Genomic DNA, 24,706 nt, shown 5'->3' on the forward strand with positions numbered 1-24,706 from the left:
GTATCTGGTATGAAACCGCTGATTAACCCTCTGAAAAGCCTCTGTATGGTCTTGTTGGCTTTGCTGCCCTGGTCGTGCGACGACCATCGCATCCCTCCGGCATCGGCCTTACTGATCGGCTGCAAAACAGGCTGGTCGACCGTCGATCAGACCTATCATGGTTTATCCATTGGCGGTCTGGCGCCCGACTGTTATCGGATTGTATTTGGCCAGGATGGACAGCTAACGGTAGATCGGTCGAGGTGTGTGGGCCAGACTACCTCACCGCTGGTGTTGGGTAGCTGGTCCAGCACCGATACTCAGCTTAGGCTACCCAGCCGTCCCTGGAATAGCTTTGGTACATCGACCAATTCGATCGCAGAATTAACCGCGACTACATTACGCTTTGGCTGGCGTGGAGGTCCCGACCGAATCGAAGAAATCTGGACATGTAACGAATGAGTTTCGGATGAGCTGCATACGGCTAAACGATCAACGTGTAGTAAAGTGCGTCCTTTTGTGCAGACAATATGGCAATTGACTTACGCCAGCGTTCGGTATTCCTGATGTCGGGAATGGTTGCCGTAGGACTTTATGGGTTGCATATTGTGCTGGGGGGCATGCTATGGCCAGGATATGACCATCTTCAGCAACCCATCAGTGACCTGACAGCGAATGACGCTCCCAACCGAGACCTATTGATGGTTTTTACGACCATGTATAGTGTTCTAGCCCTTCTTTTTGCATTAACGGTCGCTACTACTGAAGGGAGCCGCCACGGACGGCTTGTGTTTTGGGCAAGTGTCACCTTTGTATTGCTCCATCTTATTTCGCTCCTGTATGGCTTTTTTCCGGAAGATTTGCCCAACTCGGCTCCCACTTTTCGAGGAGTACTGCATATAGTGATTACAGCACTGATTGTACCCTGTACGATCGCTACCCCTCTGCTTCTAGGCTATGGGCTACGAACTGATCCCGTCTGGCGGCCGTTTGCCCGGTATTCCATTCTTACGGGCTTCCTAATTCTGCTATTCGGTAGTTTGACAGCTTTTTTTTACGTGAATAAGCTGGCCTATTTCGGTCTGGTGGAACGCCTGAATATTGGCGTTTTGCAGGTCTGGACGTTCTTTTTGTCTCTGAAGCTGACCAGGCGCTATGACCCCGTTTAGTTTTCGATGGACCTTCGTGCTGATTCTAGGCTGGGCACAAACGCTAATGGCTCAGGATGATACCTATCCGTTCCTAGGCGGTCAGGGAGCCGTGGTTCGTAAACCTGTTCGCGTACATATTGGGTTGATACATCAGCACCAGAATTTTTTTGCCAGACCGTTTTCATTTCAGGGGATCGAAGCCGGTATTAGGATTCGACGACGATTTCTGGTGGCGGCATATGGTTCTACATTTGCCTCTACACTGGAAACCCAGATAGGAAATGCCCCCCTGTTTGTGTATATAAATCAGGCTGGCTTACTGGTAGGTGCCTCGCAGGATAACCGAACTATTGTGCATGGAGGATGTCTGGTCAACGCAGGCTACTTTTCGTTGATGGGTAAAGCCACCCAGTTTAATCCCCTCCATCCCGACAATCCATCTGTACAACTAGCAGGGTTTGTGCTCGCTCCACAGGTTTATGGCGAATTGAACGTAACCCGTTGGATGCGTTTCCGAATGGGACTGACCTACTCGTTTTATACCTATGCCGATCCGTCGATCGTAAAAACCGCTGATCTACAGAATGTCGGGTTGACATTCGGTTTTATCTTCGGGAAGTTTGTTCGATAAGCCATTCAAACAACGTTTATTCGGGTATCAGAGCATACTGATTCACCGTATTGCCTGTTTTGCGACTTTCGGCCGTTCGTTCAAGGGATAAAGTAGAGCCATCGGGTTCGGCCAGAATATAATATTCAATCAGTCCATTGGTATTGGTTGGCTTGGGGGTTAAGTTGTCCAGAAGGAGCCGTTTGTTATCAGTCGATACGCTCCAGGTGCCCGTTGTAACCCGCCCGTCCACATCTTTCAGGATCACCTGATCGGGTTTGCTCAGATCGAGCCGGAAGTTGGTATAGCCCGGTTTTATATTCGCCGTAGCGCCCAGCGTAAAAACCAGTACTTCCGATTCCTTAACCGTATTGGCTTTCCAGACTTTGTTGATCAGACTGGTAATGGGTGTGATGGGCTTTGGCTGACAACCTGCCAGGCACAGTAGGAGTATAAGCAGGCCAGATTGGTTTTTCATGGCAGTAAAATTCGTTTTGTGAAGAGTCGGCCTTCCACGCGGATGACTACCACATACATACCCGTTGGGAGTTGCCCAAGTGAATAAGCCCATGCGGCTGCTGGCAAAACACGTCGGTTATCGGTTAGATGGATACGTCCATTGAGGCTATGCAGTTGAATCTGGGCTACACTGGTTTGATGCCAGTCGGTTTTGATCTGTAGACTTTGGTCGGTTACAAATACCTGCGTTTGCGAAAGCCATTCATCTTCCACAGCAATCAGAATCTCCTTGATCTGGGCCTGTGCAATGTTCGAAAAGCCTGAACTCCCAGCGGAGTTGGTGGCCTGAATCCGGTAATAGTAGGTGGTAAATTCCTGCAAACCAGCGTCGGTGTAAGTAGTCTGCGAAGCAGGAACGGTTTTTAGTTCCTGAAAAGGACCTGATGCACTAGTCGACCGCTCAATCCGTACCGAAACCGAACTCAGACTCACAGCGGCCCAGGTGAGTTTGACCTGGTCATAATCGACCACTTCGGCGGTCAAGTTGACAGGGGTGCCCGGTGGTGCTAACGGCGTGGTCGCACAGACCGGATCGGTATAGGCCGATGGACCAGCTGCATTTTTGGCTCGTATTCGATAACAGTACTGTGTGTTGTCGGCCAGTGTCTTATCGTCGTAGCTGGTACTATTGGCGGGTAAGTCGCCTATTTTCTGGAATGAACCGCTTGAACCTGTGGCCCGTTCGAGTTCAAAGCCACTTTCGTTCGTTGACTGATCGGTCCAGGATACGTTGATCTGGTTGGGCGAAATTACTTTGACGGCCAGTCCGGCAGGGGCTTTGGGCGGCACATCGGGTGTGATGGCATCGGCCACGTTACTGTTCGGCCCCGTTCCGCTGGCATTGGTGGCCCGGATGCGGTAGTAGTAGCGGGTGTTGGGTGTCAGACCATTATCCGCATAAGTCGTTGTCGTTCCGGCTACCGTCGTCAGTGAATTCCAGCTACCGACACCGTCCGGGCTGCGCTCGATCACAATACTAGCCGCATTCGGAATGACACTCCAACTCAGGCTGATCTGCGTCGTGGAGGTTGCCGTGGCCTTCAGGTCCTGCGCTGCAATGGGTGGGCCGACGGGTGTGGTCACATCGACCGTGTTGGAAGGATTTGACGAACCGGCCGCGTTGACCGCTCGAATCCGATAGTAATAGTGGGTTTGCGGAGCCACGCTCTGATCGGTATAGGTAGTTGCGTTCTGACCTGCATCGCCAATTTTTGTCCAGGTCGTTCCATCCGGGCTGCGATCAATCTGGAAGCCCGTTTCGTTGCCGGAAAGATCGGCCCATTGCAGATTCACCTGATTGTAGGTAGCTGAGGTAACGGTAAGTCGGGCCGGATCGGCAGGGGGTACATCGGGCGTAATCGCATTCACAACACTTGAGTAATCGCCCGGTACGCCCGCACTGTTGAGCGCCCGAACCCGGTAGTAATAGCGGGTGTTGGGGGTTCGGTTATTATCGACAAACGTAGTGGCTGTGGCAGGGGAGGGGCCAATCTGTTGCCAGCCATCCGAACCATTCGGACTGCGTTCGAGCTGATACCCACTAGCACCGGCTACCGCGTCCCAGGACAGACTGATCTGTGTGGTCGAGGTGGCTATGGCCTTTACATTTTGCGGAACGCCAGCGGGCGGAGCGGGTGTGGTTGCACAGGCCGACGGATCGGTATACCCACTGCCCCCCACATCGTTGACGGCCCGCACCCGATAGCAGTATTGGGTATTGGCCTGAACACTCTGGTCACTATACGTCTGTGTGTTTGGTCCTACGTCTGCGATTTTTGTATACGAAGCCGTTGAGCCACCCGTAGCGCGCTCGATCTCAAACCGGGATTCATTGTTGCTTAAATCGGCCCATTGCAGATCGATCCGGTTGTAGGCGATTGCCTGCGCCTGCATCCGGGCCGGGGCTGTGGGGATGCTTTGAGCGGTCGTTTTGCAGACAATGGCCGAATAGTCATGCCCGCTCTCGCCAATTCGGTAGCAGTATTCGGTATTGGCTTCCAGGCCCGTATCGGTAAACTCACCACTATCAGCCAGCCAGTCTTTAATCTTTTCGAAATTGCCCGATTGCCCTTTTCGCCGTTCGATGGTAATGCCCGATTCTTTGCCGTAAGGCGTCCAGTTGAGCTTGATCGAACTGCTGCTTAGAGTGGTGGCGGTTAAGTTTTTGATATTGGTAGGAGCCAGCGGAATGGTCTGGCAGGCGGGACCCGCGTATCCCGACGAGCCGCCCCCGTTGATGGCCTGCACCCGGTAACAATACTGTTGCCCGCCCTGTACGCCGTTGTCGGTCAGGCTGGGGGTTCGGCTGTATTGAACCGTCTGGTAGAGGCTATAGGCTCCTCCCTGTACCGACCGTTCGACCCGGTAGGTTGTTGCGGTTCCACCCGAGCCATTGCTCCAGCTAAGGACTACGCTGCCATTCTGCAAAGTAGCGGTAAAGCCCGTTGGGGTTCCAGGTGGCTCCTGTGGGGTCGTAACCGTGAGCACGTTGGAATATGTTGTCGAGGCTCCGGTAACCAGTACGGCCCGAACGCGGTAACTGTAGCTATTCAAGCTTGTGACGGTTTTGTCCTGGTACGAAGGGGTGTTGGCAGCAGCTTCGCCGATCTTGATATAGCTACCGGTCAAGCCTAAACGTTCAATCTCGAACTTGCTTTCGTTCGTTGATTTGTCGTCCCAGGCCAGGTCGACCTGGTTATAGGTAACCGCTGTTGCCTTCAGGTTTGTTGGAGCGTTGGATTGGGCGAACAGGGAGGTAGAGACCAGTACAAGAAATAGTGGCCCCAGCACAAATAGTGTAAATATTTTCATGATGACGACTATCGACGGCCTTTAGGTTAGTTGCGGGAAGTTGGTTTGACGATTTCACTAGTCAACTGCTGACCGATCTGGTTTACAGCTACTACGGCGATTTCATAATCTGCTCCGGTTTCCCAGTCAGTTAATATCGCTTGAGTTTGGATGAGTAGGGGTGTAACGGCACGAAACGTTTCGTTTGTGTTACGAACCACTACCCGATAGCCTGCGAAGTTGTAAGGTTGTGGTGTTAAACTCCAGCTCACAATCAGTTTCTTTTCGCGTTCATTTAACTGAATCTTTATGTCTTTCGGTACTGTAAGTGATTGTCTGCTAGGCACTTCAACGACTTTGGGTAGTGACTGCTTCGACTGGTTTCCTGCACTGTCAATTGCTAATACGGCGTAGCTATATGTACCTCCCTTCAGTTGACGATCTGTAAAACTCGGTCGTGTCGAACGCCCAATCACCTGAAAATTGGGTTGTTTATCAGCTTCATTTTGACGGAGTATCTGATAGCTTCGTACATCCTCCGAGCTTGAAGGTGTCCAAACCAAGCGAACCGAATCGGTGGTAGCAACCGAAGTTGTTAACATAGGAGCCATAGGCGGCTGTCGGTCGGGTAAACGAACAGTCAGTAGGGCAGGAGTGCTTTCATTATCGTTCTTATCGACCGCTGTTACCCGATAGTAGAAAACATTCTGATTATTGCGGGGGAGTGTGTCCCGAAATGCGGTTCCTTTCAGCGGGTTAAGCTGCAACTGAGCGTAGTTGTCCGATTTATTTTGCAACCCGCGATAGACAAAATAGCCTTTCAGATCGGGCTCCTGATTGGCCCGCCAGTTGAGGTTGACGTGCCCCATCGTATCAGTTTGTACGGTTAAACCGGTAGGCAGACCGGGTGGAGTCAGATCAGGGTGCAAAACCTGAATCGGCGACGTATGTACACTGTTACCTGCCAGATCTTCAGCCTGAATGTAGTAGTAATAGCTAGTGCCTTCCGTAGCAGTTTCGTCCAAGAAGGTCGTATCGGCAGTCGCCAGCAAACGGGGCAAAATGGGCTGAAACGGTTTGTCCATAGCCGTTCCCCGGAAGAGCCGATAGCCAATACAGTCGCGAGAGGAGGAAGGACTCCAGCTAAGCCGCACTCCTTTTTTATCGACTCGTCCCTGCAGTGCCGTAGCGCCAGCAGGCGGGTCCATATCTTTAATTGTCAGCCAGGCTGCCTGACTCATCTCACCTGGATTTACAAACGGATCGAGGGCGGCAATTCGGTAGTAATAGGTTTCGCCTTCCCGTAAGGTACTATCACTGTCGGTAAATTGCGTCGATGGCCGTTTCCCGTTTTGGGCATCCACCACTACAATCGGCTTTTTGTTGATCTGTACTTCGGCTGCGTTTCCGCGTCGGCGATAGACGTTGTAGGCCAGAATATCGGGTCGGATGTCCCAACTTAAAGCGATCTGATGGGTTTTCTGCTGCACTATTTTCAGGCCGATTGGTGCCTGTTGCGGTTTGTAATTACCAGCCCGGACGGGTGCGCTTATTGCCCATGAATACTGTTTACCACCGAAAAGGGCGCTTACTGCATATTCGTACGTTTGCCCGGCTTCCACCGTATTATCTTTATAGTACATCCCAGCCGCCCGCGCAAATTCGTTGTCGATGTAAACATTCATGCCGAATAGCTTGAGATAAAGCTCTATGTCCTCTTTCTTATCCGGCCATGATTTGTTGAGTTCCAGAAAATTTCTGCGCGCTTCAGCAACAGCTCCCGGCCCTGTCAAATCACTGGATGTAATCGCTTCCAGCGGTTTAGTGGTCAGTTTTTTAAAGATCTTCTCGCCTGTTGCCCGTCGAAGAATATGGTATTGCACCTCCGTGGGCGCAACCAGAAGCCATTTAATCTGAATCGCTTTCCCATCGGACGTAGGCTGGGCATAGGCTCTGGCCATCTTCTCCTGCCCTCGTGCCGAACAAAGACCAACTAACAATAACCAGCTTGTTATGTATACTATCTTTTTCATCTCTTTGTCGATTATCATCGTTGAAATGTCCGTCAACAACCCCAGCCAATCGTGGAACAGTACGCATCCTTTGCCGCTTTAACCATTTTTTTCGCGCCTTTTACTACTTCCCCAGCGGCATTTCTGATTAAATTCCCTGCGGCATCCAGCACTTCTCCAGCAGCATTAATAACCACCTGGACACCATCCATCAACCAGCCGAGTACCCCTTCGCAGGGCCCTTCAACGGAGCCATCGTCGAAACACATATCCGAAGCGCTGCCGTTGGTTCGCAAGTAGGGAGTGGGCGATAATCCAACAATCAGATTGCAACCGCCCAGTACGGGAAAACAGATACGTTTGTTATAGGCCAGGCAGAAGGAGGGCAGCGTTAGCTGGACGGTTTCTTTTACTTCGGCCAACTTAAAGCTGTAATTATTGTAACCAACATTTAAGGTGATCTGCGTACCGACTTTCGTCTTAAGATCAAACTCCGGACGGATGGTAGCGGTCAGATCGGCGTCGGCGCCGGCATACAAACTCGCCCAGGGGTTGGTATCGAAATAGGTTTTCGTATTGAAATTTAAGAGATCCGCTTTTAAGTGGGCCTGAATGCCAATGCCGCTGGTTGGTATCCAGTCCATGCCACCGATGCTGCCGTTGGTTGCATAAAGGGCAATATAACCCTTTGCCGAAGGCGTCATGTCGCCCATAAGACCACACATGGCTTGTACCGTAATGAACTGAGCATCAGAGCCGACAGAGACCGAGAAGCCACTAGGCCCCATGTAGAAAGACGCACTTCCCTTCATACAGGCAACCCCGAAATCGCCTTTGGTCATCACCACGGTTCCCATTAACGTCTTCTCCTTTGGCGTTAGAACAATGACCGCATTGCCCTGAATGCGAGAGGTCGTTGCATCATCCGTACCACCAAGCTGTTCGATATTAACATCCCCCCGAATCGTAATCGTATCGGGCGCATATCCCTTAAAGGTGATTTCAACTCCCGTTTTTCCCCATAGCAAGCGGCCTTTATCGCCCGACGATTGAATGGGCATAGCAGCATACAGTCCAAAACTGGTGTTGGCATCGGGCACGTAGTTATTGTCGAAAATAGCGGTGGCTGAACCCGTATGACGCATGTGGCTATACAGCCGTCCTTCGAATCCGTAGGCTTCCAGATTCAGAAACAACGGAATACCCGGCGATTCCTTGCTTTCGTATTTAAAACCAGCAAACCAATATTTCACGCCCTGCGCTTTTCCGGCAATGATCGTAGCCTGGGTAAGCGCGGCAACAGGGCTGTAGACCATCATGGTATGGTCGAGCCGGAAACCGTTGCCGTAAGTCGCATCATCGATATAGTATTCGAAAAAGCCAGAGAACGATGCCGTTCCGGTGCTGTACGAACCTTTAATCTTCTTGGTTTCAGTGGGGTGTATAAAAGTAGCCGGGGCTGAGCGTTCGAGATAGTAGCCAAGCTGGGTCGCTTCCGTGGCGGCTTCGGCCAGAAATTCATTTTCATCGAACGAAGGACCTCCTCCTTTGGGCTTACCAAAGCCAGGCAGTTGCCCCTGAGGAAATGGGATTGCGTCTATGAATTCAAAACTGTCGGCCTTGGGTTTGTTGAAAACAATATCATAGGCGTACTCCTCATTGGAAATGATTTTATCGCCAAGAACCAGTTGACCCATAAACGACAGCCGACATTTACTCCCGCCAGTTTCGTCGCCGAGTATAACCTGCGACAGATGATAGTCCAGTCCATTGATATAAGCTGTTTTTTGTTTACTGCCTCCGTATAGAGCTTTGGCGGTTGCGCTTTTATAGCCGCTCACCAGTTCACCTTTCGGGGTGATGGCTACATCGATGGCGTCCATGCGGATATCCCGTGCATCGATTCCTCGTGTTTGATTGGTTTCGTTGTAGGCCGAAATCGACATATCTGGATAGAAAAATCCACCATCGAAATAGCCACCTGATACCGAAACGACAACCCGATCACCAACGGGTGTTTGCAACAAGGTACGTTCGGTTTTGTCGAACCCGAATACATCTGCATCACCCAGCCCGTATTTTCTGACTAAAATTTGCAGATCGCCTACCGCACCGATAAAGGGTATATGCACTTTGCCGATCAATTGTCCGGCCTTTACTTCGCTTTCTTTGATAATCGTTACGGCATCGGTGATCTTGGCTTTGAAGCCTAGGTAATTGGCTTGTAGATTCAGGTTTTTCTGCGTTCCGTTCGTTGATTCGTAGCCTTTTCCCCGGTTGACGACCGGATTTATAGGGAACGTTGTCCATTCTAAATGATCCTGCGCAGTCGGGTGATCCTGGTCTTGCATATAGATCATTTTGCTGATCCAGAAATTCGGAGAAGGGCAGGAAATTCCTTTCACCCATTGTGGATACGTCAGATCGCTGGCTTCGAATAGATCGCCAAGCTGCACATTAATAGCCTGAAAACTCAGGAATACGCGTGCCTGCCCATCTACGACACCAAGCGGCACCTGAGGATCTTCAATTTGTTCAGTAAAAGTGATGCCGTCACTATCCTGAAAGTCTATCGTTATGGGCGCTGTATCTTTCCGGCCACTGGGTACTTTCAGGCTTCCCTTCAGATGCGCTTTCAGGATACCATTCTGAATTTCGAAATAAGATCCGGCCTTTACAGTCAGGAAGAAATCCTTCAGGTCAGCCATCGGGCCGCCATATTCCTTACCAAAGGGAATGGATAACGATGGAGCCTTTTTGAGGTCGTTGCCAACCGATTCGATAGAGTGCCACTCGCCAGGTATATCCACTACCAGATTGCCATCATACGTATTAACGTTCCCCCCCGAAACTACACCTCCCTGACCTAACTTAATGCCTCCGCCGATCATGGTCGTCAGGATAATGGGGCTATGCCAGGTGACTCCCGTTTGAATAGCAGATTCCTCTGTACCGCCTTTCTGGAGTGTATGGGCATTGAGTTTTTCGTCAAAGGCTTCGGTATGGGTAGCAACCAGCCGAATGGCCTGGTAGGCTATCTCGGCGGTTCCACCTGTGTGCTTGTCTGTTTTCAGTTTTACCGTTTTATCCCCTATCTGCGCTCCTTTCAGGCTGCTTTCGAGCTTACCGTTAACCACCGTAAAGTCATAAAATCCGCTATTGCCTCGTTTCTGGCTTTTATCGTAGCCCAATGGGCGAATACTCAGATTGGCAAAATTGACATCTACAGCCAATTTTACCGGCGATTTCATGACGAGTGTGCCCGTGCCCGAAAAATGATCCCGATCCGGGTTCGTAATTTTCTTGATCGTAATGGTTTGTCCACAAAAGATCAGCTCGGCTAATCCCGAAACGTTTATTGGCGATTTAGCATTGACCAAATCGGGTGTCGTTTTCAATGTGTCGGCAACTGTCCCGTACCGGAACGCGCAAACCGGACTTTTACCATCGTTGAGTAGATTCAGTTTCCCGAACTTATCCACAGCCTGCACCCGCCAGGCATAGCGTTTGCCTACTTTCAGTGGTAGATATTGTGGGCCGTATAGAAATGTACTGCTGGTTAAGTTCTTCACTTCGATACCCGACGGCGGCAAGGCTACCGCGTCGATGAACACGTTTGGATCGACGTTCTCCAGCGGTAGTTCAATCACCCGAAGGGTATAGCTAACCTGGGTAGGTAAAATACCGGCTGGGGGTGTCCAGGAAAATACAGTCGCCTGAGGAGTCGTAGGTAATACATCGTTATCACAAAAGGGTGAGATCAGAATTGGAGGCTCAATAGATTTTACCGAGAACGGGGGTGAACAACCCAACGGAAACCCCGACGACAATGGTTGACTAGTTCGGTTATCATAGGCCTGAACACACACCTGGTAGTTTCCTTCGGGTAATGGTTTGCCTTGATACAGCAAATCTTTGCTAACCCCTTCTACGCTGATCTGATTCAGGTCGAAGGTGCCTTCAAGGTCGGCTCGGGTCAGGATGCGGGTTTCGCCGGGAGCCAGTTTCAACGGACGGTTAGGCCGGAAGTTAGGCAGTGTTTGAATCAGTACGCCGTTATCGCCTTCGACGCGTCCTTGCAAGCGAACATCGAGTGCGGTCATGGTCAGGTTTCGGACAATCACCTGAAGTTGCTGCCCGGCACCCGCATAGTCCTGCAAATAAGCACTGTAGGGCGGCATGACGTTGATGGTCACCTGCACCTGCGTTTGCGCATAGGCAAACGGAACCCATCCGATCAGGACGGCCAGTGTCAGCCAAAGACGTTTGCCTGGTTGCCAACGTTGAAAAATGGTCTGGTTAGAAAGAGATACCATAGCCTAAAGTCCCCCGAAGTTCATTGTAGCGTTGCTCGGCAACACCCGTGTTTGAGTTTAGATATAGCAATTGCAAATTCAGATTCTGCCGTTTCGAGACCTGATAGCCCGCGTTGGCCGATGCGTTAATGACCTGACCATTCAGGGTTTCTCCATTCAGGTTCGTCTGTTGGTTGATCAGGTAGCTGGCATTGGCCGACGTGTTCAGTTTGTTAGTCAGAAAATTCTTCGTTACGCCCAGCGTTGGCCCGTAAAATTTCGTGTTCATCCCCTGCGCCATGTCGGCCTGGGTGTAAGAAAGGAGCAGGTTAGCCCCCAGGCCATTTTTGATCTGTTGGTAGAAATAGCCCAGATTCAGGTTCGTATTCGTGTTGTTAGTGAAAGCTGCCGTGCGCTGGTTGAGATCGCTGAGTTGCTGGCGTGTGGCCGAGAGCGTAAATAGGCTTACCACCTCTTCACTTTGTAGGGTATACCGCGTGTTGACCGTAGCCGAGAAATTGTTCTGTGCCAGCTTCAATGTATCGATAATCGGGCGTAGACCGGCCTGCTGGCTAATGCCATAGTTTGACAGTTGTACATCGATCCCGAAAGCGGTGGCCGGGTTATAGGAAACGATCAGCGAGCCGATGCTACGGCCCGTGCGGGCGTTTTTGTTGTTGACCAGGTTGTCATATTGAATCCCGTAGCTACCCGAAAGCCGGAGTTTGCCTTCCAGCAGCGATAAATTGGGGGCGATGGCGTAACTCTCGATGTCGCTCTGGAAATAGTAAGCGCCCATTGTCTGAAAATTAGGGTCGATGCGCTTGTATTGGAGCTTGATACCCGCCATTTTACCCCGGTAGCCGATGGCCGCCTGAGTAGCCTGCGTAAGCTGGGTGGATAGCCGGGGGGTAAACAGTTTGCCAAAAAAGCGCGTGACGGCATTGCTCCCTTCGGCTGAAACGAGGCTGCTCCGAACGTCGCGGGTATAGGCACTCACGGCTTCATCGACTTCAACGGTGATATGTTTCAGAATCAGCAGACGGGAGGTAAGGCCAACGACCATATTTTCGGCAGGGGTAACGGTTTGCGAGACGGATTGTGGGGCTGATGTGATCGAAGCCGTATCGTCCTTGGCGCGCAGCATAATCAGGTCGACATAATTGTCAGATTTGCCATAACCAATTTTTAAAGCATAGCCCGTCCGTTGATAAGCCGGAATAATGTCAGGCTCGGCCAGGTTGGTCGAGATGGCTTTGTTGAACCGACCGTATACCGCGCCTAATCGTAGCTTTCCCGGATTCAGTTCGACCCCACCACCTAGAAATGTATGCCCGGCCAGCGTAAAAGGGGAGAAACTAACATTTCGATAGCCAGCATGGACGGTGGCCCATTTGTAGGTGGGTGATACGCCAAACTGATTGAAGGGTTGCCGGAAACTGCTGCCCTGATTACCCAGTACGGCCGAAAAAGGCAGCGAGATACCACCAGGCAACGCAACAGTGACCGAACCACTTAGTCCGAAAGGAGAGGGCTGGTTGCGGGCGGAAATACCACTGGCTGTATAAAATCCCGCGTAGGCATTTAATCCGCCCGATACCTTTACCGGAAGGGATTTCTTCGTAGGCGCATCGGTTTGTGCCAATGCCGTGCTACTCAGCCAGAACCCGAAAAGGAGAAGATGTAGCGTTGGACGCATGTGCTGACGAGATGGTCAAAAACTTGTGTCAAAACTACTTTTGCCTTCTGCGTCAATCAATCGGATAAATGTATGATAGGGATAATACGTTATTGCTAAAGAGAATTATATATTGCTGATATACAGTCTATTGTTTTTATGGTTTTCTGTTGTGGTGAACTGCTTAATGCGTAAAAATACGCATGGCTGAATGGGTTGCGCTGGTAAACAAACAGCCCGATCAGAAGACCGGGCTGTCGGGTGGATAGAAAATGGATGGCCAGTAGGGATTCGTTACTTCTTCACCAGAGCCTTTGCCGGTTGATAATCAGGGTGGCCCGCCTGCCAGAGCGCAAAGGCATACATGTTGGCGAAATTGCGGAAGGTTACGGCTTTGTCTTCCGTAAAATGGCCGTTGTCATAATTGACTTGCAGGACTACAGGCTTGCCAGACGTACTGGCGTTTTGCAGCGCAGCGGCAAACTTACCCGGCTGCCAGGCAATAACCCGGGGGTCGTTCATACCGCCAATGCACATCACCGCCGGATAGTTTGTACCTTCTTTGACGTGGTTGAAGGCATCCATCTCGTAAAGCGCCATGCACTGAACTGAGTCTTTTACCGTGCCGAATTCGGGAGCATTGACCGGGCCATTGGGCGATTCTTCCATACGGAGGGCATTTGAGCAGCTTACATTGCTGATGGCTGCCGCAAACAGATCGGGGCGCTCGGTAATGGCCCGGCCAATCAGAATGCCCCCTGCCGAAGTGCCTTCGCCAATAAGGTGCTGCGGACTCGTGTATTTATGTTTTACGAGGTATTCGCCACTCGAAATAAAATCTTTCCAGGTGTTGGGTTTCGTGGTCTGAAAGCCTGCCCGATACCATTTCTGCCCTTTTTCGGAACCACCACGCGGGTGGGTTTCGGCAATGATGACGCCCTGATTGAGCAATGCCAGAATCCTTCGGCTGAAATAAGGCGTAGCCGAAATCCCGTAGGCTCCATAGCCTGTCATGAAACATACCGCACTGCCATCGCGCTTGAGTCCTTTCCGGTAGACCAGCGAAAGCGGAATCATCACCCCATCATGCCCCGGAATTTCGAGTTCTTCAACGACCAGATCGGCCACGCCGGGATAGTTGGGCTGCACATCGAAGGCGCTGACAGCCAGTTTGCGAGTGGCTGGGTCAAAATCGTAGGCCGTGCCGGGGTTATTCCAGGACATAATGTAGGCGAAAACCTCGTTGCTGTGCGGAGCATCGTAGGGGTCAATGCCGGTTGTGCCCGTGCCGGGGATGGGTACGTCGGCCCATTGTTTGGTGCGGGGATCGTACTGCCGGATTTTCTCGTTGATGCCATCACTTAGCGTGACGAACAGAAAATCTTTGGTCGCTATGGTCCGGGTAATATTTCGCTGGCTTTCGGGCAGTAAAACCGTGGCCTTCGCCGGGTTCGGATCGTTTGCATCCGTTTCCAGGATTTGACCGTTAGGTGCATTTTTGACACTTAGCAGGTACAGTCGATTCCCGATTTTATAGAAGTCGTTGATGCTGTCGGAGGGGGCCGCTACACGCTTCCAGTTGATCGTCGATTTCGTCAGATCGGCCGGAGACGCCATCCAGGCATCGATCCGCCGGTCGACCGACGACAGGAAGCCGTACACCTGCGTATAATCGGTCGAGAAAAACATAATCGGGTATTGGTCGGGCCGGATGCCCATGTCGGGGTTTTTAGCACGCGACCAGAGTTCTGGGTCACTGGCAGGATCGGTGCCCAGTTTGTGTAGCCGGGCTTTGGTATCGAGATTGCCTTTGGGGTCTTTGGGATCGTTTGAGTTTTGGGGTGTGTACAGAAAGCCACTGTTGTCGGGCAACCAGTCGATGCCACCACCAAAAACGGCCGTAATGCTTTCTGGCCGGAAGGTTTTGGTGGCTACGTCCATGGTTCGCAAGGTCGATAGCTCGGCCCCACCTTCCTGTAGGCCAATGACCAGGAGCTTGCCGTCTGGGCTGGGGGTAAAGGCAGTCATGGCGTACGTTTTGCCCAGGCCCGATGCCGTTGGGTCGAAGAGCAGTTTTTCGGGGCCGTTTTTCCCGTCACGGCTGTACAATTTACCGACGTTTTCGTTGGGAAGGGTTTTGCGATAGAAGTAGGTATTCCCGCGTTTTTTAATTTCACCGTATCGGATGGGGAGTCGTTTATCGTAGTCAACAAACGTCTGGATGAGCTTGTCGCGACCGGGTATTTGTGCCAGCATCGCGTTGGTGTAATCGCCCTGAGCCTTGAACCAGTCTTTTACTTCGGGCTGGCTCATGTCCTCGAGCCAGCGGTAATTATCGGTGATTTTTTTGCCAAAGTAGGTGTCCGTTACTGGCCTTTTCGGCGTAGCCGGAAGCCCCTTGTTCATGGAAAGTTGCGCCTGTAAGCTCAGACTGACAAGAAGCCCTGTTATCGTTAAGAAAAAGGTATGCATAGTGATCAATTGATTAAAGGTCAGTAAGTTATATAGGGTAAACATAGCCCGATTGGTCATATATCATACGGTCGTGCCCGACATTTTGAGTGAACGGCAATCGGTGGGCAGGAAAACGCGACGAACGGTTGCGGGCTTTATTTAAACAGCCCCGTTTTCAGGGCTTTGGCTACGGCTTCAGATTTGGAATTGACGTGCAGTTTTTCGTAGATATTGACGATATGCGTGCGTACCGTGCCCATGCTAATACCGCAATGGTGAGCAATGAGCTTGTAACTATCGCCTTCTACCAGTCGTTTCAAAACGTCCTTTTCTTTATCGGTAAGCAGAAAATCGGTTGTTCTCGGTTGTTGAAAAGCTTCCAGAACTTTTAGCGCAATGGATGGGGTCATCGCTGCCCCGCCCGACATGACTTCACGAATGGCGTCGATGATTTTATCGGCAGGGGTTTTCTTGAGCAGGTAGCCAACGGCACCGGCCGATATAGCCGCAAAAATTCGTTCGACATCTTCAAATACGGTGAGCATCAGGATTTTCGGGCGGGTGGTTTGCTCACGAATGAGTTTGACCGCTTCTATTCCGGTGCGACCCGGCATATCGATGTCCATCAGAATAACATCGGGCTGGGTACTCTTTACCACTTCAGCAGCCTGAAGCGCGTTAGGGTATTGACCCGTTACGATTAGATCGTCGGTAGCCTCGAAAATCAAAGCGAGGGTTTCCCGCAATGAATCATTATCGTCGAAAATAGATACTCGGATCATACGCCTAAATAGTCTCTACGGGTACGTTAAACGTTCCGCTGGTAATGACGACTTCTCGTTTTTGCTGGAGATTATAGGTCTTCATTGAAAACGTGCCTACCAGCGTACTTCCATCAAATTTTGTAACGGTAACGGTGCCAGTACGCCCTTCTTTGTTCGTATAGGTTGTATTGGTTTTTACCTCAATATAGCTGCCTGTACTGCCCGTTTTGCTAATATCGACCAGCGTAATGGTACCAGGGCCCGTTAGGTTTTCCAGAGTAAACCCCATCATGTGGATACTGTTGTAGCCCACAAGAGTTAGAGCTTTGGTGCTTTTGTTATAGGTTGATGTAGCCTGTTCAGATGTAAACGATTGGCCATCCACCATTGCGGTTACCATCCCTTTGCCAGCGGCTGGGTTAACGGCATCGTTCTCTTTTTTGCTGCAAGCTACTAAGCTAACAATCAGACTAAAGATCAAGATTGATTTGAGCGTTTTCATGTGAATGAGCCTGTTGGTTGATAAGTAGCCCGGAGCAACGTAACAGTTGCCGTTACTTACCTGACAAAAGTAGCTCATCAGTTCATGTCGGGAAATCGGATAAATGTATGACTCTCACGGGTTCATAATCAGTTGTAATCGAGTGCCATGACCCGGCATTGAATGTACGGCTAATGTGCCGCCCATAGCCAATGCCCGCTGTTTCATGCTACGCTGTCCTGTTCGGAAACTGGCTTGAGCTGCGTCAAATCCACGTCCGTTATCTTCAATCAAAACCCTAAGCTGATCTTTCTGAAGCTCAAATCGTAAGGTTGCCTGGGTTGCCTGCGAGTATTTAATTAAATTGTTAATTGCCTCTTTACCAATTAGGTACAAGTTTCGGCGTACCTCCATCGATACGGAATAATCGTCCAGCGAGGTTTCAGCCGAGAAATGCAAAACGATTCCTTTTGATTCCATCAGTGGTTGGGCATACTCCTGCAAGCGTAAAGCAATTCGTTTCAGGGAGTCGTTGCCGGGATTGATGGTCCAGATGATTTCGTCAATGGATTCCAGAATCTGGCGGGCATCGGTGTAAATTTTCTGTACCATTTGCTGGGCCTGTTCCGGCTTATTCTGACTGAGCAGCGTATCGGTATGGCCACTGAGCATGGAGATGCTCGATAACGTACTCCCCACCTCATCGTGCAGGTCATGTGCGATTTGCTGTCGTAGCGTTTGGGCTTCCCGCAACCGCCGGACTTTAGCCCGGTTCAAAAGCCAGGCGCTAATGGCTGCGGCCAGTACTAGCAACAACAGTGTGCCAGCAATCCAGGTGTTCCGTTGAAATTGCGCCCTTTTCTTCTGCTCATTTAATAGTTTTATCTGCGCATCTCGTTTCTCGGTTTCGGCTTTGGTCAGTAAATCCCGCGTTTTCTGAGTGGCCTTACTGGACAATAGGGAATCGTTCAGTCTGGTAGAAGCCATCTGGAAATGATAGGCTTTAGCATACTGATGCATTTTGGCGTACACTTTCGATAAGCCTTCGCTGGCATCCAGTTCGTCGAGGGGCTCCCTCAGTTGCCGGGCAATTTTCCAGGATTTCAGGAAATAGGATTCTGCTTGCCGGTAATTTTGATGGGTTAGATAGTGTTGTCCCAGCGCAAAACTGACATTTAATCGGTCCATATCATGCGCTTTGAAGCTTTTTCCGTGGGCATACTGCTCCGCTAGTTTAAGGGCGCGCAACGCATTGCCGGGTTGGTTGAGTTGATTATAGCAATCACCGATATTTAAATAAATATTGATTTTCCAGGATTTAAACAGAAGCTGATCCGTGTACGATAGTATTTTGACTAAGTGATGTATAGCCTCTTTATAGTTGTGTTGACGTTTGAGTAATGCTGTCATCGTACCTTCGGCCCAAAATAACATCAATTTATTTTGGTCGTGGTAGGCAATCGCATACGCTTTTTGAGCATACTTGTCTCGCTCCTTATCCCGGCCTAGTATTCCCATGATCTCACTAACACCCAGATAAGCCCGGGTAACATTATTCGTCAGGCGATACTGTTCGGTGAGCCGAATTGACGCTAAGAAATGGTAAAGCGCAGGCTCGTATTGATGACTGAAATAGTGAACCTCGCCAAGTCCCGTTATCGCTAAAAGTAATTCTGATGGCGGTAAATGATTGTTAATGATGATCTGTCGAGCTTTCTCGAAATAAGCCTTTGCTTTTGGAAGGTGCGTGCTTCCCGGACGTAATAGATAAGCATTTCCAAAATGGACATACACCTGTTGTAGACCCATGGAATCATGTAAGCCTACCGCTAATACTTCAGCACGCTTGAGCAGCGAATCGGCTTTATCCAACTCTCTGATTCTATAGAGCCATTGAGCGTATTGGCAAGCGGCCCGGACATAAGTATCATTCTGTTTAGCCGTTTGCAGGTGACGTAGCAACGAATCGGCACCACTCACGGTATATACCTGCCCCTTACAGCTAAGAATCGTCAGAAGAATGGCCAGACTGCACAATAGGTACCGATTTCGTTTCATAGTCAAGTCAGTAACGCAGTTAAAATCAGACGTGTACCCTCTTTGGGAATTGAACGGATCTCCAACAAACCACCCATCGCCTGGGCCCGTTGTTTCATGCTTGCCTGACCTGTTCGTCCACTTTGTTGAACCGTATCAAACCCTTGTCCATTGTCTTCAATCAGCACCCGTAGCTGGTTGTCATTTTTTTCGAAGCGAACTGTTGCCTGTGTGGCTTGGGAGTACTTTACCAGATTATTGATGGCCTCCTTGCCAATTAGATACAAACTCCGTCGTACCTCCATTGAGATCGGGATGTCCTCTAAAAGCGCATCAATCTGAAAGTCGAATTTGATATTTTTTGACTCCATGAGTGGTTGGGCATACTCCTGCAAGCGTAGAGCAATTCGTTGCAGGGAGTCGTTGCCGGGGTTGATGGTCCAGATGATTTCGTCAATGGATTCCAGAATCTGGCGGGCATCGGTGTAAATTTTCTGTACCATTTTCTGAGCCGACTCAGGCTGGTTCTGGCGAAGGAGCGTATCGGTATGGCCGCTCAGCATGGAAATACTACTAAGGGTGCTGCCGACTTCATCATGTAGATCGTGAGCAATCTGCTTACGCAGTTGTTGAGCTTCTTCCAATCGACGAAGCTTGGCCCGGTTCAGGAGCCAGGCACTGACGGCCCCACCTAAAAGCAAGAAGAGGGCTGCGCCGGTGAGCAGGGCATTGGTACGAAATCGGGTGCGCTCGGTTTCCTGCTGATTAAATTTGGCCTGCTGCTGAAGCAGTTGGATACGGGCTTCTTTTTTTTCGGTCTCGTACTTGGCTACCATCCGTTGTACTTCAGCACTGGTACGGATGGCCGTGGCCGAATCCATTCGCTGGTTTCGTTCGAGCTGGTATACGTAAGCCTGCTGGAAATCTTTCATGCCGCCATACAAGTCGGCTAGTCCCTGCGTGTACTCGGCTATCGTAACTTTATCCTCTCGTTCGTTGGCCAGTTTCAGGGCTTTTTTCATGTATAGTTCAGCCTGCTTATAGTCTTTTTGCTCTTCATAGAAGCGGCCCAGGTCGAAGTAAGAGCCACTGATCGATTCCTTGTTATTATGCTTAATGGCAATAGCCAACCCCTGCTCCAGATAAGGTTTGGCTTCCTGAAAACGTTTGTCTTTTCGAAGGGCCAATCCGATATTACCCAGAATATCGGCTCGTAATAACTCATAATCAGTACCAGGGATGTAGCTAAGGGCTGTTTTATAGTGCTTTATAGCTTCCTTCTCCTGATTCAAATCATCATAACACCGACCAATATTATGTTCCGTAATAGCCGCTCCATAGTCATTTTTTGCCGCCACCTTTAACGCCAATGCCTGTTCAAAGTACTTGATAGCCTCACGGGGTTTCGTCATATTTTTTAATCCGAGGCCCAGACCCTCGTAGGTAGTCGGAATGCGCGGTTGTATATTAAGCTGCTCCTGCAATCGTACAGAACGAAGGTGAGTTTCAATAGCTTTCTCATACTGCTTGAGCTTATTATAAGCAACTCCCACATTCGTAATGGTTTGCGCCCTCATGCGGGGAGAAAGCTTATATTTCTCGGCCATAATCTGGGCTTTTTGGAGATATTCCAATGCCTGTTGTGGCCGATCGGTGAGGTAGTAATTGGAGCCCAGATAAATATTGGCATCCGTTACACCGAGTCCAAAATCAAGTTTGAGGGCTAGTTTCTCTGAAACACGCAGCAGGGAGTCGGCCCGAGAGTAATCCGCTTTTTTTCGGGAAGTCAAATCGCCCAGTCTGTTTAACGCTTTGACGTAATTGGTATCGGTTGGTGCATACGTTTTTACATATGCTTCCAGCGAATCGAGCGATTTAGGGACCTGGGCAATCAATATACCGCTATGTATACCTGATAGATAGAGTACGACTAGCCATAAAAAGTAAATCTGTTTCATTGGATTGGTATAGGTCTGGATGCATGTGTATTAGTTAATAAAGGTTGTTACTACCAAACGGGTACCCTGCTTAGGGGCTGAACGCACCTCCAGCGATCCGCCCATCGCTTTGGCCCGCTGCTGCATACTAGTCTGTCCGGTGCGTAAACTGTATTGAGCCTGTACAAAGCCCTGTCCATTATCCTCAATCAGCACCCGTACTTGCTGATCTTTCTGTTCAAACCGAACGCTGGCTTCGCTGGCTTGCGAATATTTTATCAAATTAGTAATGCCTTCTTTTCCAATCAAATATAAATTTCGACGTTTCTCCATCGATACCAGAAAGTTAGCCAATGCAGGGTCGACGGTAAAGTGGAATCGGATGCCCTTGGCTTCCATCAAAGGCTGGGCGTATTCCTGAAGACGTAGAGCAATGCGGTGGAGCGAGTCGTTGCCGGGATTGATGGTCCAGATAATCTCATCGACTGATTCCAGAATCTGGCGGGCATCGGTATAAATCTTCTGCACCATTTTCTGAGCCGACTCGGGTTTGTTCTGGCTGAGCAGGGTGTCGGTATGCCCACTGAGCATGGAGATACTGGAAAGGGTGCTGCCTACTTCGTCGTGGAGGTCGTGGGCAATCTGCTGGCGCAGCCTGTGCGCTTCTTCCAGCCGACGGAGTTTAGAACGGTTGAGCAACCAGGCGCTGGCTACACCCACAAGTAGCAGCAAGAGCACACTACCAATGAGCAGCAGCCGGGTCCGTTGGGTTTCCTGCTGGCGTAGTTGGGCTTCCTGGCGAAGCAGTTTAATCTGGGCTTCTTTTTTTTCGGTTTCGTATTTGGTAATTAATCGCTGTACTTCGGCATTGGTCCGAACGGTTGTGGTGGAGTCAATTTCCTGATTGCGTTCGAGTTGGTAAACGTACGCTTGCTGAAAGTCTTTCATACCGCCATACAGATTGGCCAGCCCCTGCGTATAGATGGCAATCTTGGGTTTATCGTCCAGCGCATTGGCTAGCGAAAGCGCCTGTTTCATGTAGCGCTCAGCCAGCTTGTAGTCTTTCTGCTCTTCATACACCTGGCCCAGATTGAAATAATCGGTAGCCATAGCGGATTGATTTTCCTGCTTTCTGGAAATAACCAGTGCCTGTTCGATGGCCTGTCGGGCTTCGTCGAACCGTTTGGCTTTTCGTAAAGCCAGCCCCGTATTGACCAGAATATCGGATTGAAGGAGTTCGGATTCTGCTTCTCTGGCGTGGCTACGAGCTGATTTGTAGTAGCTTAGTGCTTTCGCTGGTTGCTCCAGATCGTCGTAGCATTTGCCAATATTTTGTTCGCAAATGGCTATGCCATACGCATTTTTCAAGGCCTGGTTTAGCGTCAGTGCCTGTTTAAAATAGCTGATCGCTTCCTGGGTTCGGTGCATGTCTTTCAACGCCAGGCCAATCCCATTATAGGTATCTTCATTCCGGGGTTGCAGATTGTACTGCTCCTGCATACGGAGCGAACGCAGGTAGACCTCGATTGATTTTTCGAATTGGTGCGCGTTGCGGTAGGCGGTTCCTAGGTTGGTCAGGGCTCTTGCTATCGTACGGGTATCGAGTTTATACGCTTCGGCAATGGTGTGGGCTTTCCGAAGCGATTCAAGAGTTTGCTGGGGCCTGTTCGACAGGTAATAATTGGAGCCCATATTGGTATTCGCTCGGTACATACCCCGACCGAAGTTCAGCCGTCGGGCTATCGATTCGGCCAGATGCAGGACTGAGTCGGCCCGGTCATAGTCGGCTTTTTTTCGAGTAAGCTGATTCCCTAATTCATTTAAGGCGATCACATAGTTGGTATCCGTTGGCGTATGCGTGCGCACATAGGTTTCCAGCGAATCCAGTGATTTCGGAACCTGGGCCAGAACGGGGCTAATACCAGCCAGGATCAGACTCAAAATCACTGACAGCAATGAACACGAATGCTTAAGCGGGTTTGTTAGAAAGGAAAACATTCGTTTTAACTTAATGAGGTGGTTACAATAAGGCTTGTCCCTTTTTCTGGAACGGAATGGATGGCCAGCGTGCCTCCCATGGCTTCGGCCCGTTGGCGCATACTGGTCTGCCCCGTGCGCTGGCTTTGCAAAGCTGGGGTAAAGCCTTTGCCATTATCTTCGATAACCACTTGCAGTTCATGTCCTTTGCGTTCGAACCGCAGCGTAGCCTGGGTAGCCTCTGAATACTTAATCAGGTTGTTAATGGCTTCTTTGCCAATCAGATACAGGTTTCGGCGGACTTCCATTGAGACCGGAAGCTGATCCAGCGAAGCGTCGCCGATAAAGTTGAAAGCGATGTGTTTTGATTCCATCAGAGGCTGCGCGTACGCCTGCAAACGCAATGCGATGCGTTGTAAGGAATCGTTGCCGGGATTAATGGTCCAGATGATTTCGTCGATGGATTCCAGAATCTGGCGAGCATCGGTGTAGATTTTCTGCACCATCTTCTGGGCCGACTCGGGTCGATTCTGGCTGAGTAGCTCGTTGGTATGACCGCTTAGCAGGGAGATGCTGGACAGGGTACTGCCCACTTCGTCGTGAAGATCATGCGCAATCTGTTTTCGCAACGTCTGAGCTTCCTGAAGTCGTTTGAGTTTGGAACGGTTGAGCAGCCAGCCACTGACGGATGCCCCCAGTAGCAGCAGCAACAGTCCACCTACCAGCAGCGCATTTCGCTGCAATCGTTGCCGGGCCAGTTCTTCATCCCGGAGTTGAGCCTGCTGTCGGAGGAGTTTGATCTGGGCTTCTTTTTTCTCGGTCTCGTAGCCAGCCACCAGCCGTTGAACTTCGGTACTGGTCCGAATAGTCGTAGCTGAATCGATCTGTTTGTTCTTTTCGAGTTGGAACACGTAGGCCTGCTGGAAATTTTTCTGACCTCCGTACAGATCGGCCAGTGCCTGGGTATAGTTGGCAATCTGCTCTTTATCGCCCCGTTCGGTCGCCAGCGTCAGGGCTTTTTTCAGATTGACCTCGGCAGGTTTGTCCTGTTTCAGGTCTTCATAAATACGGCCCAGGTTGAAATATGCTGTAGCCATACTCTCTTTATGGTTCTGACTTCGACCAATAGCCAGTGATTGTTCTACGTAAGGAATAGCCTCCTTCGAATGACCGGAGGCATTCAGAGCGAGCCCGATGTTGACCAGAATATCGGCCTGAAGCAGATCAAATTTTACCTCACGCGCGTGTTGCAGGGCTTTTTTATAGATGGGGATCGACTGGTCGTATCGCTTTAGCTCGTCATAGCAGATTCCCATATTGTTTTCCGTAATGGACATCCCTCTGGGATTATGCTCGGCTTTTGCCAGGGCTAGTCCCTGCCGGTAGTAGGTAAGCGCTTCCGGGTATTTCTTCATGGCTCGGAGCGCGTTGCCAATACCGCCGTACGTAGTAGCAATGCGGGGTTGGATGTTGTATTGCTCCTGAACGCGAAGGGACTGAAGTCCAATAGCCACCGCTTTCCCAAACAGGCCAAGTTTTTCGAAAGCAGCCGCTACGTTAGCCATGGCTCCGCAGCGGAAGCGGGGACTGAGTGTATAGCTTTCAGAAGCCGCCAGGGCTTTCTGAAAATAGGTTAGGGCCAGTTGCGGGTGATCGGTCAGGTAATAGATCGACGCCCGGTTTGTATATGCTTTTGCCAGACCCAGGCCATACTGAAGTTTGAGCGCCAGTTTTTCGGAAAGTTGCAGAACGGAGTCGGCAGCGGCATATTCAGGATGGGTACTTGAATGGAGTTCGCGGCCCAGAACATTGAGGGCTATGACATAACTGGTGTCCTGAACCGTATGCGATTTAAGGTAAAGGCGAACAGAATCGAGCGTTTGGGGAACTTGTGCCTTTAGCTGATAAAGAGTAAGCAGGGTCACAATAAGGATAAGGGAAATTCGGCAGGAGCAGGATTTCATGATAACGAGTTATCGATAATCCTATAAATATCAATCAAATATTGACTACTTTATAATG

At 50.2% G+C, this 24,706-nt stretch carries 15 protein-coding genes; 3 read left to right on the top strand and 12 right to left on the bottom strand.

Features of this window, described 5'->3' with window-relative positions:
* Positions 1-9: 9 nt before the first annotated feature.
* The 3 genes from B153_RS0133820 (at position 10) to B153_RS0133830 (ending at position 1,761) form a co-directional block, all read left to right on the top strand.
* On the top strand, positions 10-441 hold the full coding sequence (locus B153_RS0133820; protein WP_020601199.1) for a hypothetical protein: 432 nt from the start codon (positions 10-12) through the stop codon (positions 439-441).
* Between the two features lie 68 nt (positions 442-509).
* The gene (locus tag B153_RS0133825) at positions 510-1,148 is read left to right on the top strand and encodes a DUF998 domain-containing protein (protein ID WP_020601200.1); all 639 of its coding nucleotides are present in this window, start codon (positions 510-512) and stop codon (positions 1,146-1,148) included.
* Positions 1,135-1,761 (top strand): hypothetical protein, encoded by a 627-nt coding sequence (locus B153_RS0133830; protein WP_026262657.1) that lies wholly within the window; start codon positions 1,135-1,137, stop codon positions 1,759-1,761. The genes B153_RS0133825 and B153_RS0133830 overlap by 14 nt, the downstream gene beginning before the upstream one ends.
* A gap of 16 nt (positions 1,762-1,777) precedes the next feature.
* Here B153_RS0133830 and B153_RS0133835 read toward each other — a convergent pair whose 3' ends face one another.
* The 12 genes from B153_RS0133835 to B153_RS0133890 form a co-directional block, all read right to left on the bottom strand.
* Positions 1,778-2,218, bottom strand: a complete 441-nt coding sequence (locus B153_RS0133835) for a hypothetical protein (RefSeq protein ID WP_020601202.1) — start codon at positions 2,216-2,218, stop codon at positions 1,778-1,780.
* Positions 2,215-5,070 (bottom strand): fibronectin type III domain-containing protein, encoded by a 2,856-nt coding sequence (locus B153_RS0133840; RefSeq protein WP_020601203.1) that lies wholly within the window; start codon positions 5,068-5,070, stop codon positions 2,215-2,217. The genes B153_RS0133835 and B153_RS0133840 overlap by 4 nt, the downstream gene beginning before the upstream one ends.
* 26 nt (positions 5,071-5,096) lie before the next feature.
* Positions 5,097-7,082 carry a fibronectin type III domain-containing protein gene (locus B153_RS0133845; protein WP_020601204.1) on the bottom strand — a complete coding sequence of 662 codons (1,986 nt, stop codon included), beginning with the start codon at positions 7,080-7,082 and terminating at the stop codon, positions 5,097-5,099.
* A gap of 32 nt (positions 7,083-7,114) precedes the next feature.
* Complete coding sequence (locus B153_RS0133850) at positions 7,115-11,377, bottom strand: hypothetical protein (protein WP_020601205.1); 4,263 nt, start codon at positions 11,375-11,377, stop codon at positions 7,115-7,117.
* On the bottom strand, positions 11,361-13,055 hold the full coding sequence (locus B153_RS0133855; RefSeq protein ID WP_020601206.1) for a hypothetical protein: 1,695 nt from the start codon (positions 13,053-13,055) through the stop codon (positions 11,361-11,363). The genes B153_RS0133850 and B153_RS0133855 overlap by 17 nt, the downstream gene beginning before the upstream one ends.
* A 273-nt stretch (positions 13,056-13,328) precedes the next feature.
* Positions 13,329-15,506, bottom strand: a complete 2,178-nt coding sequence (locus B153_RS0133860; protein ID WP_063672901.1) for a prolyl oligopeptidase family serine peptidase — start codon at positions 15,504-15,506, stop codon at positions 13,329-13,331.
* 137 nt (positions 15,507-15,643) lie between these two features.
* Entirely contained in the window at positions 15,644-16,270 is a 627-nt protein-coding gene (locus B153_RS0133865; protein WP_020601208.1) for a response regulator transcription factor, read from the bottom strand.
* A 4-nt stretch (positions 16,271-16,274) separates the two neighbouring features.
* A complete protein-coding gene (locus tag B153_RS0133870; protein WP_020601209.1) occupies positions 16,275-16,754 on the bottom strand; it encodes a Riean_0653 family protein in 480 nt (159 codons plus the stop codon).
* Between the two features lie 114 nt (positions 16,755-16,868).
* A complete protein-coding gene (locus B153_RS0133875; RefSeq protein ID WP_020601210.1) occupies positions 16,869-18,791 on the bottom strand; it encodes an ATP-binding protein in 1,923 nt (640 codons plus the stop codon).
* A 2-nt stretch (positions 18,792-18,793) separates the two neighbouring features.
* Positions 18,794-20,728, bottom strand: coding sequence for a tetratricopeptide repeat-containing sensor histidine kinase (locus tag B153_RS0133880; RefSeq protein WP_020601211.1), 1,935 nt, complete (start codon positions 20,726-20,728; stop codon positions 18,794-18,796).
* Positions 20,729-20,758: 30 nt separating this feature from the next.
* The gene (locus B153_RS0133885) at positions 20,759-22,705 is read right to left on the bottom strand and encodes a tetratricopeptide repeat-containing sensor histidine kinase (RefSeq protein WP_020601212.1); all 1,947 of its coding nucleotides are present in this window, start codon (positions 22,703-22,705) and stop codon (positions 20,759-20,761) included.
* A 5-nt stretch (positions 22,706-22,710) separates the two neighbouring features.
* A complete protein-coding gene (locus B153_RS0133890; RefSeq protein ID WP_026262660.1) occupies positions 22,711-24,648 on the bottom strand; it encodes a tetratricopeptide repeat-containing sensor histidine kinase in 1,938 nt (645 codons plus the stop codon).
* Positions 24,649-24,706: the final 58 nt, after the last annotated feature.

This window comes from Spirosoma panaciterrae DSM 21099 (assembly GCF_000374025.1).
Classification (GTDB): Bacteria; Bacteroidota; Bacteroidia; order Cytophagales; family Spirosomataceae; genus Spirosoma; species Spirosoma panaciterrae.

Excerpts from the sequence above, each read along its gene's own strand:
- B153_RS0133820 (WP_020601199.1), top strand. The coding sequence starts at position 10 with ATGAAACCGCTGATTAACCCTCTGAAAAGCCTCTGTATGGTCTTGTTG.
- B153_RS0133825 (WP_020601200.1), top strand. The coding sequence starts at position 510 with ATGGCAATTGACTTACGCCAGCGTTCGGTATTCCTGATGTCGGGAATG.
- B153_RS0133830 (WP_026262657.1), top strand. The coding sequence starts at position 1,135 with ATGACCCCGTTTAGTTTTCGATGGACCTTCGTGCTGATTCTAGGCTGG.
- B153_RS0133835 (WP_020601202.1), bottom strand. The coding sequence starts at position 2,218 with ATGAAAAACCAATCTGGCCTGCTTATACTCCTACTGTGCCTGGCAGGT.
- B153_RS0133840 (WP_020601203.1), bottom strand. The coding sequence starts at position 5,070 with ATGAAAATATTTACACTATTTGTGCTGGGGCCACTATTTCTTGTACTG.
- B153_RS0133845 (WP_020601204.1), bottom strand. The coding sequence starts at position 7,082 with ATGAAAAAGATAGTATACATAACAAGCTGGTTATTGTTAGTTGGTCTT.
- B153_RS0133850 (WP_020601205.1), bottom strand. The coding sequence starts at position 11,377 with ATGGTATCTCTTTCTAACCAGACCATTTTTCAACGTTGGCAACCAGGC.
- B153_RS0133855 (WP_020601206.1), bottom strand. The coding sequence starts at position 13,055 with ATGCGTCCAACGCTACATCTTCTCCTTTTCGGGTTCTGGCTGAGTAGC.
- B153_RS0133860 (WP_063672901.1), bottom strand. The coding sequence starts at position 15,506 with ATGCATACCTTTTTCTTAACGATAACAGGGCTTCTTGTCAGTCTGAGC.
- B153_RS0133865 (WP_020601208.1), bottom strand. The coding sequence starts at position 16,270 with ATGATCCGAGTATCTATTTTCGACGATAATGATTCATTGCGGGAAACC.
- B153_RS0133870 (WP_020601209.1), bottom strand. The coding sequence starts at position 16,754 with ATGAAAACGCTCAAATCAATCTTGATCTTTAGTCTGATTGTTAGCTTA.
- B153_RS0133875 (WP_020601210.1), bottom strand. The coding sequence starts at position 18,791 with ATGAAACGAAATCGGTACCTATTGTGCAGTCTGGCCATTCTTCTGACG.
- B153_RS0133880 (WP_020601211.1), bottom strand. The coding sequence starts at position 20,728 with ATGAAACAGATTTACTTTTTATGGCTAGTCGTACTCTATCTATCAGGT.
- B153_RS0133885 (WP_020601212.1), bottom strand. The coding sequence starts at position 22,705 with ATGTTTTCCTTTCTAACAAACCCGCTTAAGCATTCGTGTTCATTGCTG.
- B153_RS0133890 (WP_026262660.1), bottom strand. The coding sequence starts at position 24,648 with ATGAAATCCTGCTCCTGCCGAATTTCCCTTATCCTTATTGTGACCCTG.